The organism is Bacillus cereus group sp. BfR-BA-01330 (assembly GCF_022663885.1).
Classification (GTDB): Bacteria; Bacillota; Bacilli; order Bacillales; family Bacillaceae_G; genus Bacillus_A; species Bacillus_A cereus.
The window spans coordinates 786,314-798,598 of sequence record NZ_JAKUGK010000001.1 but is presented as its reverse complement, the minus strand read 5'-3'; the positions used below and the strand labels follow the sequence as shown (position 1 = coordinate 798,598).

Below are 12,285 nucleotides of genomic sequence, written 5' to 3'. Positions count from 1 at the left end.
TGTTGTATCTTAAAATAAAAGGAGGAAATAACAATGGGCTTCGCACATGGTAATGGATTTGCGCTATTAGTCGTATTATTTATCCTCTTAATCATCGTCGGTGCTGCTTGCTTCTGCTAAGTAGCTACTGTCATATGATATGTGGATGAAAAAACTATAAAAGCGGACACCTATTTTTAGGTGTCCGCTTTTCATTTTAAAACCATTTCCGACTGCTATAGTAACTTAAATGGCTAAATATTCATCTCAAAAGGTTAACAATGTGGCTACTTTCTTACTCTCTGCCTTACGTATATGACGCTGTTCTGCACGTAACACAGCAATACGATGTAATTCTTTCTCTTCTTCTGTTTCAGGGATAACACGCGGTACTGGAACTGGATTATTTTCCTTACTAAGTGCCACAAAAGTAACGAATGACGTTGCCGCTATACGCTTCTCACCTGAAATTAAATCTTCAGCCACTACCTTCACAAACACTTCCATAGAAGTTCTTCCAGTCCAAATTACGAAAGATTCATAACTAACACAATCTGAAGAACGAACAGGATGTAAGAAATCGACCCAGTCCATAGATGCTGTGACACATTCCTTTCTTGAATGTCTGGATGCTGAAATAGAAGCAACCATATCCATCTCCGCTAATATCTTCCCACCAAATAGCGTGTTATGATCATTTAAATCCGTTGGGAAGACTCGGCTCGTTTTGAACACCCTTGACTCATTGGCTGTTTTCCCCTTTACTTCTGTCATTGTTATCACCCCTTTAATGATCTATCCCTACTATTTCAATAATCACTATACTAAATGAACTACACGTTTAATATTAACAACATTCAGAACTTTTAGTCCACAAAAAAGAACCGATTTTATCAATCGGCTCCTCTAAATACATATTGTTCTTTCGGCTGTTCAACTTTATTCCATTTGGTTACTTCTAATACAGGAATATTCGCATGAAACGGCTGATAAAACTCAGTAGTTATCTCTCCTTCTACTTGAATCCAGTCATCATTATTCCACTCTACGCCTTCTGGTTTTTTCACTAACATACCATACACACCAGAATCTGCTACGCAATGTATAATACCGAAACGGAATAAGAAGTATTGTTCTTTTTTAGAAGAATCATCTCTAAAAACAAACCCTTTAAAAGATAATTTTTTCCCAGTAAACTCGCCAGGATAATTATAAATTGTTTCCATACCCTTTAGGAAGTCTTCATCTTTCAAATTAATATTGTCTTTCGTAACAAACTCTTTCTTCCCTTTTTCCATTACACCGCGGTATCCTTCTTTCCCGTAATAAATGCTCGTATCAGGTCTTAGAAATTGTCTTGTCATAAATGGATCCTTACTTTCTGCTTGTGCAACAGGAAAGTGAAACCCTTTCGCTTTAACAATATCCGAATCTAGCGTCGCAATTGGGAAAAATAACCCTGAGATAATTGGAAAACAAAACAATGAGTACGAAAATGCTTTTTTCCACCATGTATTCTCATCTTTTGAATGATCATGTCCGCAATGACCATGGTCACAACTACAATCATTTTTCTCTTTTTCCTTTTGGTGTTCTTTTTGGAAAACGACGATAATTTGTATAATCGTTAAGAAACCTAAAATAATTGCTGCTGTTGTTGATAAATAGGCATACTTCATATTGATATACTTCGTAATGTTACCGGAAATATGCAGTTGCGCAATTAATATTGTAAAACCTAATAATATATATGCTCGAAACATAACCTACCACCCCATCGCATAAATGAGTAGTGAGCTTGCATAAACAACAAGAGTAACTGTAACTATAACAACAATTACAAATTTCGTTTTAAATGTCGCAAGCATCATAAACATATTTTTAATATCCACCATCGGTCCGTAAACGAGGAACGCGACAAGTGAAGCTGTTGAAAACGTACTTTGGAACGAAGAAGCGATAAATGCATCTGCCTCTGAACAAAGTGATAATATATAAGCAAGTCCCATCATAACAGCTGATGAAGAAAACGGACCTTGTCCAATAGCAAGAAGTGTTGAAGTTTGTACAAACGTTTGTACCGCTGCTGCAATTAACGCACCTAGTACTAAATATTTTCCCATTGAGAAGAATTCCTCAACAGCGTGTGTACATACATCCCACATTTTTTTACGCAGTGGACGCTTATTATTCACTTCTGGGAAGTGATCATCTCTTAATTGATGTTCTTTAAACATAAAGGATAATATAATTCCAACGATAATGGCTACGATAATCGCTACAATAGAACGATACCATACCATGTGCATACTACTCCCAAAGGCAACATAAGTAGCAAATAATACAACTGGATTAATAATAGGTCCAGTTAACATAAATGCAATCCCTGCGTATGGTGGAACGCCTTTTCCAATTAATCGTCTTACAATCGGAACAATTCCACATTCACAACCTGGAAACAACATGCCTAAAAAAGTAGCTAATAAAACAGACAGAAATCGGTTCTTCGGCATCCATTTTGCCACCATATCTTCTGTCACAAACATTTGAATGAATCCTGAAATAAATACACCAATTAGCACAAACGGAAGTGCTTCGATTAATATGGAAATAAAAATTGTATTCATTTGCAGGAATGCTTTCGGTAATTGAAACAATTCCATGATGTATTTCCTCCAACTTTTCATTAACAATATGTAATTTTAACCCCATTTCATTAATTGAACAAGGCTTATATGGAATACATACCCTTTATATACATTACATTGTACAAGTTATATTCTATTCAAAATTTGAGATTTCATAGCAAAAAAGCTGCTCTAGCGTAGTTGTATAACTATGCTAGAGCAGCTTTCTTATCGTTAAAAGTAACGTTTCTTCCAAAAAACAAAAGCTAACGTGAAAGATAGTGTTACACATATGATGAGTACAATTACAAAACCGTGGGCTTCCCCTTCAAACGGAACCTTTACGTTCATTCCAAAGAAACTAGAAACCATCGTCGGTAAAGATAAAATGATCGTAATTGACGTTAACAGTTTCATAACACTATTTAAATTATTTGATATAACGGAGCTAAAAGTATTCATCATTCCACTTAAAATGTGACTATATATTTCCGCCATTTCAATAGCCTGTTTATTTTCAATTAATACATCTTCTAATAAATCTTGATCGTCTTCATACATTTTTAAAAATGTACTATTACGCATTAACTTTTGAATTACAATTTTATTAGCCTTTAATGACGTTGTAAAGTATACTAAACTTTTCTCAAGGCCTAACAATGTGAAAATCTCTTTATTTTTCATTGACTGATTTAATTGATGCTCTAAATCAATTGTTTTTCGATTTATTTGCTTTAAGTATCTTAAATAATAAGTAGAAATCGTATATAAGAGCTGAAGTGCAAAGCGCGTCTTCTTAAACGTATAAAATTCTTTAATACGTTGATTAATAAAACGTTCAAAAATTGGATTCTCTTCTAAGCAGATTGTAACAAAACAATCCGGCATCACAATCATACCTATTGGAATCGTGTCATAAATCGAATTTCCTTCTTCATCATGTCTAACTGTCGGAATATCCACGATAATTAAAGTATTATTGTCTTCCTTTTCAATACGAGAGCGTTCTTCATCATCCAAAGGGTCTTTAATGAAATCTAAGTCTACATTTAAAGTTTGTACTAGATATTGAATTTCTTCTTCTGTTGGATGAAGTACATTAATCCAGCACCCCTTTTGCATTTCCTCAATCTCTTGTAGTTTTCCGTTTCGGTCTGTTAAATATATATTTAACATACTATCACCCCGATTCTTTTTACATGTAGGAATCTACCTCTCTTAAATCACAGTTTTTAAACCGCCATTCTCAGCATATGAAACATACGTTTAAATTTCAATAGAAAAATTATTTTGAAAACGTTTTTATAAGAAAAATATTATAAAGTGAAACTTTAATCAGTGGGGGGCTTCATCCTCACTAATTATTAGCCCTTACAAATCGGGCTTTTACGGGTTATCCGCCCCCAACCAAACTTCTTTTCTTTCGCTGAATTGTGCGGTGAGGGTCTCACTGCCCGTTAAAGCGGGATAAACATAGAAAAAGACAGAGTGCTCTCTGCCTTAAAAGCTTATGTTGCCTTTATAACATATTTAGAAAGCATCCACAAGTTAAACCCGACTGAAATCGTATAGCCCGCGTATGTTGAAATGATAAAACTTACATAATCGAAATACGGAAGCAATACAATATTTAAAACTATCTTCACAATAATTCCAATCACTAGTCCTAGCACCGTCTTCTGCTGTTGATTGATTCCTTGTAGCATAGCAGCCGTTACTGTAAAAAGAGAAAATAGTATGCAAGCAGGAGCATAATACTGTAAAATGATTCTCCCCATCTCTGGATCATTTCCAGCACCGAATAAAAGAGTATATACAGGTTTGGCTAACACCATCATTCCAATTGCCGCCGGTACCGTAATTGCTACTACTAATACATTTGTTCTCGTAAAATGTTTGTACAATAGCTTCGTATTTCCTGCTGTGTAAGCTTTCGTCATCTCTGGTACGAGAGACATACTAAAAGCTGTCGCAACGGATACCGGGATAAGCACAACCATTTGAACAAGACCAATTATCGCATTAATTTTTTCCGCTTCTCCTTGCATATACCCTATTTGTATAAGTAGTTTATTAATTGTAAATGTATCAATCGTCTGATACAACGGAATTGCTAAGCCCACCACAACAAAAGGAATAGAATATGTAAAGAGCTCCTTATACAATGAGAAAAAAGATTTCGTTGTTTGTGGTATACTTTCCATCTCTTTTTTCTTTAAGTGCCTTCTCCTTCTTATATAATACGCACTTAAAACAGTTAATCCACCTACAGCTCCCATAAATGCACCGAACGTTGAAATACCAACCGCTAGCGAAACAGAAGCTTTTAAAACATATAAAACGACAAAGCTTCCTATTAAAATGGTTAAAACCCGAAAAAATTGCTCTACAACTACACTTAATGCAGAAGGCCCCATCGATTGGAATCCTTGAAAGAAGCCCCTTAATAAACTCATTACTGGCACAAGTATTAACGCAAAACTTACAATTCGAATATTAGTAGTAACCGCTCCTACACTATTCCCCGTTTGATCATTCCCATCGATGACAAGTTTAGCTAAATGCGGAGCTAGCATATATAACGTAAAACACGAAATGACTCCCATTATAAACATAAACACGATTCCACTTTTCAACACTCTCTTAACCGTATGATAATCATTCAGTTGATCATATTTTGATACCATCTTTGAAACAGCTAGCGGTAATCCCATTGTTGCTATGCTGAGCATGATGGTATAAGGACGATATGCATATGTGTATAGAACGTAACCACTCGTACCGACCATCGCTGTAAATGGTATAACATATATAAACCCTAACATTTTTGATATCATCGTTGCCATCGTTAAAAATATCGTTCCACGTATAAACGGTGACCCTTTCATCACATTCCTCCGCTACGCTTTATTATTACACATTATGGACAACTCCTTTTCTTTAGAACCGAAACAAATAAAAAAGCCAATGAAAAATCATTGACTTTAACGCGCTGCTTTTTTCTTTTTGAAATACTTTAAACCAAAGTATAGAGCAATAAAAAGAACAGCTCCTATAATTATGTAATGTGTGTAATCAGATGCATACTCTTTAATTTGTCGCCAATTCCCACCAAGTTTTTCACCTAAGTATATAAATAGAATTGACCATGGAATGATCGCTACAACCGTATAAAGTGTAAATAGTTTTAATGGCATCTTAGCTAGTCCTGCTGGAATAGAGATCGCATGACGTACTACTGGGATAAAGCGCGCAGAAAATATTACGCCTGCTCCATAACGCTTAAACCAACCTTCCGCTATGTCTAAATGATGTTTATTAATAAGTAGATATTTCCCATATTTCTCTACAACCGGACGCCCTCCGTAGTATCCAAGCCAGTATAAAAAGATTTGCGCTAAAGTACCACCAATCGTTCCGGCGATAACTGCACCCACAAAACTAATTTTACCATTCGCTACTAAAAAGCCAGCATACGAAAGTACAATTTCACTCGGGATTACTTCAATCATTAAAGCAAGAGCTACTCCAAAGTAACCTAAGCTTGCAAAAAATTGCAATAACTGATCTATTATGTTTGCTAACATGTTCTTTTTTATCTCCTTTTTTCTTCACATACCATCCCATTATTACATAAAGGCTGCAATCTGCCAATATCTTCATTTTAACAATATGTACAATTCAAGCAGGATTAATCTATTAATTTCTCTTTCTGCGGGTCTTTCATGTAGGCAAACATCTCTTTAATTTGGTTTTCTGTATTTCTAGCAATTGATAAATTAGGCAATTCATTTTCACCAAAAAACTCCACCTCTTCTGTTTCAATGCTAGTTTTCTTTTCTCCACCAATAATCTCACATCCAATGAAAATCTTATATACATGCGTCGCCGATGGAGATGGTTGATGTTTTTCTTTATCAAATATAGCTAGTAACTTAAAATGATCTACCTCATAACCAGTCTCTTCGAAAACTTCTTTTGCTGCAACTTCGGTTGGCGTATAACCGACATCAGCCCATCCACCTGGCAATGCCCATTTCCCATCGCTTTTTTCTTTCACAAATAATAACTTTTCATTTTGAAAAACAACAGCTCTTATATCAACTTTAGGTGTTTGATAGCCTGTCTCACTTGCAAATAATTTCTCTACGACTTCCCAATCTGTTTTCGTGTAATGTGACATCATTGAAATAGAAATATCTCGTAATTGCTGGAAACGCTCAATATCATACACATCCTTAGAATACGTTAAACCCGCTTGAGCTATAGATTGTATTTGTTTTACCCAATCAATCCATTTAATCGTCATATATCCGCATCCCCATTCTCTATCAAATATATTACTTCATTTTCATTGATACATCTTTATTATACAAAAAAAAGAGATTGATAACGTTTCAATCTCTTTCAAAATTAATCCAATTCATGTAAGTGGTCTTGTATATACTTTCTTCTCTTATTTATATATTCATAAATCATATCAGCCTCTTGATCAAATGTTTCTAATTTTTCTTTCATGTATGGATCTTGTAGTAAATATGGACGAATCAATTCACACAACCCTTCTACTTTCGGCCTCATAAACGAAACTGTAAATTGATCTTCTAATATTTCTTCTAAAATACTTCGATACTGCTTTCTAAATACAGGTATGTCTAGCAATCTTGCACTCAACGTATTATACCCTTGAATGCGAATATATTCATGATTAAGCGGTCTCCCTTGTACATCTCGCCCCCAAGTCGCATCATAATCCCACGGTATAACTTCAAATAAATTTGTTTCATCGTTATGATATAGTGCATAGTTATGAACAAAACCATCAAAGTTTTGCGTAAAAATAACTCCTGCTAACCATCGTAAATATTTATCTACATGTAGAAACTTCCCAATTTCTTTTTCATAGGCTTCCCTCGTCAAAGTATTCGCTTGAAATACAAATTCACTCAGTTGTTCTTCACTATTTTTATTCGAATATTTAAATTCATAACCCGCAAAGAGCTCTGTCTTAACATCTTTATCTCGTTCACTCATTAATGAAAAATTCGCATCATCATCTATCGCATAATAAATAGAACCACTCGGTAATCCTCTATTTTTTAAAAAATTTTCATCAACCGATTCTAACTGTAAGTACACACCTTGAATTTGACCATTAATTTTTATAAATACATGTTGTGATTTTGGCGAAAGTACACCAATATCATGAAAAAAATCTAAAGATAATTTATTTCGTATGAGAGACGGATCCATAAACTCCGAATTCAAATGAAACTCTTTCGCACCTTGAAATTTTTTAGGCTTATAAAACATAACATGATAAGACTTTTTCTCAAATTCGCGAATATGAGCTCCTCGGTATACGATATCAATATCATACTTCTTTTTTCCATAAGTTAATTTTGCTGGCACTGGACTATCTGACCAAATGTCCTTTTTCAATTCCACTAAGTACATTGGATGAACAAAAAAATCATATGAAGGCAGCATGTTTTCTCATCCCTTCTCAGTTCTCTTCCTTCAATGTATGCGCCTTTTCTTGTCCATACATCCGCAATCATCTATTTATATAAAATTACACTCTTGTCCTGTTCAGAAAGATGCCTACATACATATCATGTTAAGGAAAAAGAATACCTTTTCACTTTAATACATGATAAGGAGGATTTCTATGAAACGTGATATTAGAAAAGCTGTCGAAGAAATCAAAAGTGCTGGGATGGAGGATTTCTTACACCAAGATCCAAGTACTTTTGAATGCGATGATGATAAATTCACTCATCATCATTGTACAACTGGATGTAAATGTACAACTGGGGGTAAATGTCCAAGAACAAGATGTACTCGCGTGAAACATTGTACGTTCGTTACAAAATGTACGCACGTAAAAAAATGGACATTTGTTACGAAATGTACACGTGTACGTGTTCAAAAATGGACGTTCGTTACGAAAGTAACGCGTAGAAAAGAATGCGTATTAGTTACAAAACGTACTCGCAGAAAACATTGTACATTCATTACAAAATGCATACGCTTTGAAAAGAAATTTTTCTGGACAAAACGAAGTTTCTGTAAAAAATGCGAATTCTTCCCTAACAGACACGGTCACTCTTGCGATGATTCATGTGATCATGGTAAAGACTGTCACGATAGCGGACACAAATGGAATGATTGCAAAGGCGGACATAAATTCCCATCTTGCAAAAATAAGAAATTCGATCACTTCTGGTATAAAAAACGTAACTGCTAGTTTTTATACCACCCAAAAAAGGCCGTTTTGCGGCCTTTTTTACATTTATTGAAAGTGACTTATATCTGCAAATTGTTTCACTTTACCAATACCCTCTTCAAATTCTATTATGCTCAAACTGGCACTATGCATAAATGGATCATCCCACACATTTTCTATTTCCATTCCCGCGAAATACCCTATAAGTAATTTTGCTGCTGCCGCATGAGAAACAATCAATATGTTTTGTCCTTTATGCTTCTCTAAAAGAAGCTGCATCCCTTCAATTACTCTTTCATAAACGGCCTCAAAATTTTCGCCTGATGTTGACTGAAAAAGATGTGGCTCATTCCAAAACAGATGTACTTCTTCTGGAAATTGCTTTTCTATATCCGCGATTGTTTGTCCTTCCCATATACCCATGTTAATTTCATAGAAATGCTCATCCGCTATAATGGGTATATCACGTTCCCCTTTTATTAACTCTGCCGTATGAAGTGTTCTTTCGCTCGGACTACTATAGATCGCATGGATTGGTAAATCTTTCATTCGATTCCCTAATTGTTTCGCCTGAACTATACCATTTTCAGTTAAAGCAGAATTTTTCCGTCCCTGCATTCGCTTCGCTACATTCCACTCTGTTTCACCATGCCTTGTTACATATATAGTTGTTTTCATTTCTTACTCCCCCTCACCATGTTGGTCGTAATTCCCACGGTTCAACTCTCCCTACAATCCACTCCGCTCGTTTACTTTCAATCCCTTTTATAACTCCATCAGCTATCTCTTCATGAGTAAGCCATCTTCCATATGTATCTTCTAAAATAAAACCTAAAATAATTCTATGATAAATACATCGCGTACTCCCTATTTTTTGTGCAGGCATACGTGATGCTTTACTACCTAAAATATGAAATAAACTATATGTTTTAGACGACAAATCTAGTTCTTTACAAATATTTGATAGTGCATGCTTTGCACTTGTGTGTACCCATGCAACAACTAATGTGATTGGGCCATTTTTCTTAATTGTACTTTTAATAGCTAGCTTTACATCTTCATCATTATGATAATCTAACGAAAGGCATGTAATATTTTCTGGTGCAGAACTCATTCGCTTAACATTTTCTAATTTCACTTCATCTCGCCCGATAATAGAAACATAAAATCCTTTCTCACAAAACCACATAGAAACTTTCTTTAGCATTCCTGTTCCACCAATTACAAGTGCATGCAAATGCTATCCCTCCCTAATAAAATGTCATATGAGGTTTCTCATCTCTATAATAATTTAAACGGTCTTGCAGTGTCCCTGAGTGAAACTCAAATTTATGACCGTCAGGATCAACAAAGTATATAGATTCGTAATCTCTTACATCACGTTCTCTTCCTTGTAAAATATGAACATCATTTTCTTCTAATCGCTGTATTAGACATTTAAAGTCTTCTTGTTCAACAGAAAATGCAATGTGCGTATAAGATTGATGAATCTCATTTCTCGAAATATGCGTCTCTTCATTAAGCGCTATCCATACTCCACATATGTTAAAATAAGCCAATTTTCTTCCTTTAACTAATAATTCTCCTTCTAATACTTTTTCATAAAACATAATAGAGTTTTCTAAATTAGATACCGAAAAACAAATATGATTGATTCCCCTTAACAACTATAATTCCTCCTTATACAAATAAAAGATGAGCGAAAATTCACTCATCTTTTATTATACTATTTTTTTGTAATATATGCCCATTTATAACTGAAGTCCCCGCCAAACGTATGGTTAGCAATGCCTTTTACAAACGGCTTCTCTAAATAAGCTGTACTTTGTTGGTACGTAGGAGAAATTGCTGCGTCTTGACCAATTAAGATTTTTTCAGCTTCCGCAAGTGCATTCCAGCGTGCTTTATCATCTTTTAATAGCTCTCCTTTTGATTTCGCTACTAAATCATCATACTTCGGATTAGAATAATCCATTTCATTAAATGAGCTTCCAGTAACAAACATATCAATATAAGTCATTGGATCCGGATAATCAGGACTCCATGCAGATAATGAGAATTCATATTGGAATTTCTTTTCTAAATCTAGCTTCTGCTTGTATGGTTGCTGTTTCAAATTCACTTTAATACCAGGCAAGTTTTTCTCTAGTTCTTCCTTAATAAAGTCGCCCACTTTTTTACGGCTACCGTTATCATCGTTTAGTAATTCAACCGTAATTGTATCTTGACCAAGCTCTTTCTTCGCTTCTTCCCATAATTTTTTTGCTTTCTCTGCATTATCTTTACTATCACGGAAGTTTTTATTTACAGAGCGGAAATCTTTTCCATCCGGACCTGTCGTGAATTTTTCAGGTACTAAGAAATATGCTGGCAATGAACCGTCATTTAGAATGACATCAGCAATTCCTTTTTTATCGTATGCTAAATCAATCGCTTCACGTACTTTTTGGTTTTTAAATGTTGCATTTTTTTGGTTAAAACGTAAGAAATATATGCGTGGATCTAACTTCGTTTTAAATTCATCTGGCTTATTCTTTTTATATTTATCAACAAATTCAGAAGTTAAAATAACTCGATCTGCTTGATCACTATCATATAAATTTACTCCCGTGCTTGTTTCCTTCACAATACTTACATTAATTTCGTCTAATTTTACAGTATCTTTATCCCAATAATTAGGATTTTTCTTCAACTGATAATTTTGTTCATGTTTCCATTGACTCATTGTAAATGGTCCATTATATAATAATTTATCTGCTTCTAATCCGTATTTATCTCCTTGCTCTTTCACATATTTTTCATTTAATGGGAAAAATGTAGGGAACGACGTAAGCTCAAGAAAATAAGGTGCTGGTTGCTCTAATTCTACTACCAACGTTTTATCATCCTTCGCTTTAACACCCAATTGATCTGCTGGTAATTCACCTTTATTTACTTTCTGTGCATTTTTCACATCAAATAAAATGAATGCATATTCTGCCGCTAATGCTTTATCTAATGTACGTTGCCATGCATATACAAAATCTTGTGCTCGAACTGGATCACCATTTGACCATTTCGCATCACGTAATTCAAATGTATATGTCTTTTTATCTTCACTAATCTTCACATCTTTTGCCATACCTGGTGTTGGTTTATTATCTTTATCTAGACGATATAAACCTTCCATTGCATTTACAAATACACGGAAAGATACAGAATCTGTTGATTTAGATGTATCCATTGAAGGAATTTCAGCTGTTTCTAGCAAATTTAAAACTTGTTTATCGGCCATTCCCTTATTCGATTCTTTCTTCGTTGTCGAAGCCTTCTCACCATTCCCACATCCTGCAACCAATACACTCGTCGTTAACGCAAATGCAGCAATTGTTGTTGTCTTTCTCTTCATTCTTCCTTCCCCCAATCTATATGTATAAGTTAAATCCTATATAATATATTTCATTATACAAA

The 12,285-nt window shown here is 34.6% G+C and carries 14 protein-coding genes; 2 read left to right on the top strand and 12 right to left on the bottom strand.

What is annotated here, in order from left to right; genetic code table 11:
- Window positions 1-33 precede the first annotated feature (33 nt).
- Window positions 34-120 carry a YjcZ family sporulation protein gene (locus MR112_RS04085; RefSeq protein ID WP_000505094.1) on the top strand — a complete coding sequence of 29 codons (87 nt, stop codon included), beginning with the start codon at window positions 34-36 and terminating at the stop codon, window positions 118-120.
- A gap of 126 nt (window positions 121-246) precedes the next feature.
- Here MR112_RS04085 and MR112_RS04080 read toward each other — a convergent pair whose 3' ends face one another.
- The 8 genes from MR112_RS04080 to cotH form a co-directional block, all read right to left on the bottom strand.
- A complete protein-coding gene (locus MR112_RS04080; RefSeq protein ID WP_000141164.1) occupies window positions 247-753 on the bottom strand; it encodes an acyl-CoA thioesterase in 507 nt (168 codons plus the stop codon).
- A 119-nt stretch (window positions 754-872) separates the two neighbouring features.
- A complete protein-coding gene (locus MR112_RS04075; protein WP_084064636.1) occupies window positions 873-1,742 on the bottom strand; it encodes a TIGR03943 family putative permease subunit in 870 nt (289 codons plus the stop codon).
- Window positions 1,743-1,745: 3 nt separating this feature from the next.
- Window positions 1,746-2,642, bottom strand: coding sequence for a permease (locus MR112_RS04070; RefSeq protein ID WP_000418716.1), 897 nt, complete (start codon window positions 2,640-2,642; stop codon window positions 1,746-1,748).
- A 198-nt stretch (window positions 2,643-2,840) separates the two neighbouring features.
- Window positions 2,841-3,782, bottom strand: a complete 942-nt coding sequence (locus MR112_RS04065; RefSeq protein WP_000932389.1) for a magnesium transporter CorA family protein — start codon at window positions 3,780-3,782, stop codon at window positions 2,841-2,843.
- A 332-nt stretch (window positions 3,783-4,114) separates the two neighbouring features.
- Window positions 4,115-5,494 (bottom strand): putative polysaccharide biosynthesis protein, encoded by a 1,380-nt coding sequence (locus MR112_RS04060; protein ID WP_000678845.1) that lies wholly within the window; start codon window positions 5,492-5,494, stop codon window positions 4,115-4,117.
- A gap of 96 nt (window positions 5,495-5,590) precedes the next feature.
- The gene (uptA, locus tag MR112_RS04055) at window positions 5,591-6,193 is read right to left on the bottom strand and encodes an undecaprenyl phosphate transporter UptA (RefSeq protein ID WP_000880691.1); all 603 of its coding nucleotides are present in this window, start codon (window positions 6,191-6,193) and stop codon (window positions 5,591-5,593) included.
- Between the two features lie 104 nt (window positions 6,194-6,297).
- Window positions 6,298-6,915: an NUDIX hydrolase N-terminal domain-containing protein gene (locus MR112_RS04050; RefSeq protein ID WP_000153585.1), complete on the bottom strand. Its 618-nt coding sequence runs from the start codon at window positions 6,913-6,915 to the stop codon at window positions 6,298-6,300.
- A gap of 104 nt (window positions 6,916-7,019) precedes the next feature.
- Entirely contained in the window at window positions 7,020-8,096 is a 1,077-nt protein-coding gene (gene cotH / locus MR112_RS04045; RefSeq protein ID WP_000937999.1) for a spore coat protein CotH, read from the bottom strand.
- A 181-nt stretch (window positions 8,097-8,277) separates the two neighbouring features.
- On the opposite strand from cotH, the gene exsB reads away from it, so the two are divergent.
- Window positions 8,278-8,856: an exosporium protein ExsB gene (exsB, locus tag MR112_RS04040; protein WP_000817498.1), complete on the top strand. Its 579-nt coding sequence runs from the start codon at window positions 8,278-8,280 to the stop codon at window positions 8,854-8,856.
- A 45-nt stretch (window positions 8,857-8,901) separates the two neighbouring features.
- Here the strand turns inward: exsB and MR112_RS04035 are convergent, their stop codons facing one another.
- Genes MR112_RS04035 through MR112_RS04020 form a run of 4 tightly spaced genes read right to left on the bottom strand, consistent with a single transcriptional unit; the run spans window position 8,902 to window position 12,223 of the window.
- Window positions 8,902-9,513, bottom strand: coding sequence for a phosphoserine phosphatase 1 (locus MR112_RS04035; RefSeq protein ID WP_000858826.1), 612 nt, complete (start codon window positions 9,511-9,513; stop codon window positions 8,902-8,904).
- A gap of 13 nt (window positions 9,514-9,526) precedes the next feature.
- Window positions 9,527-10,072 carry a short-chain dehydrogenase gene (locus MR112_RS04030; protein WP_000543107.1) on the bottom strand — a complete coding sequence of 182 codons (546 nt, stop codon included), beginning with the start codon at window positions 10,070-10,072 and terminating at the stop codon, window positions 9,527-9,529.
- 13 nt (window positions 10,073-10,085) lie between these two features.
- Window positions 10,086-10,502 (bottom strand): FosBx1 family fosfomycin resistance bacillithiol transferase, encoded by a 417-nt coding sequence (gene fosB / locus MR112_RS04025; protein WP_000943775.1) that lies wholly within the window; start codon window positions 10,500-10,502, stop codon window positions 10,086-10,088.
- Window positions 10,503-10,561: 59 nt separating this feature from the next.
- Complete coding sequence (locus MR112_RS04020) at window positions 10,562-12,223, bottom strand: peptide ABC transporter substrate-binding protein (RefSeq protein ID WP_242244794.1); 1,662 nt, start codon at window positions 12,221-12,223, stop codon at window positions 10,562-10,564.
- Window positions 12,224-12,285 lie beyond the last annotated feature (62 nt).

What these genes read in the sequence shown, in the direction of transcription:
- MR112_RS04085 (WP_000505094.1), top strand. Translation starts at nt 34, where the DNA reads ATGGGCTTCGCACATGGTAATGGATTTGCGCTATTAGTCGTATTATTT.
- MR112_RS04080 (WP_000141164.1), bottom strand. Translation starts at nt 753, where the DNA reads ATGACAGAAGTAAAGGGGAAAACAGCCAATGAGTCAAGGGTGTTCAAA.
- MR112_RS04075 (WP_084064636.1), bottom strand. Translation starts at nt 1,742, where the DNA reads ATGTTTCGAGCATATATATTATTAGGTTTTACAATATTAATTGCGCAA.
- MR112_RS04070 (WP_000418716.1), bottom strand. Translation starts at nt 2,642, where the DNA reads ATGGAATTGTTTCAATTACCGAAAGCATTCCTGCAAATGAATACAATT.
- MR112_RS04065 (WP_000932389.1), bottom strand. Translation starts at nt 3,782, where the DNA reads ATGTTAAATATATATTTAACAGACCGAAACGGAAAACTACAAGAGATT.
- MR112_RS04060 (WP_000678845.1), bottom strand. Translation starts at nt 5,494, where the DNA reads ATGAAAGGGTCACCGTTTATACGTGGAACGATATTTTTAACGATGGCA.
- uptA (WP_000880691.1), bottom strand. Translation starts at nt 6,193, where the DNA reads ATGTTAGCAAACATAATAGATCAGTTATTGCAATTTTTTGCAAGCTTA.
- MR112_RS04050 (WP_000153585.1), bottom strand. Translation starts at nt 6,915, where the DNA reads ATGACGATTAAATGGATTGATTGGGTAAAACAAATACAATCTATAGCT.
- cotH (WP_000937999.1), bottom strand. Translation starts at nt 8,096, where the DNA reads ATGCTGCCTTCATATGATTTTTTTGTTCATCCAATGTACTTAGTGGAA.
- exsB (WP_000817498.1), top strand. Translation starts at nt 8,278, where the DNA reads ATGAAACGTGATATTAGAAAAGCTGTCGAAGAAATCAAAAGTGCTGGG.
- MR112_RS04035 (WP_000858826.1), bottom strand. Translation starts at nt 9,513, where the DNA reads ATGAAAACAACTATATATGTAACAAGGCATGGTGAAACAGAGTGGAAT.
- MR112_RS04020 (WP_242244794.1), bottom strand. Translation starts at nt 12,223, where the DNA reads ATGAAGAGAAAGACAACAACAATTGCTGCATTTGCGTTAACGACGAGT.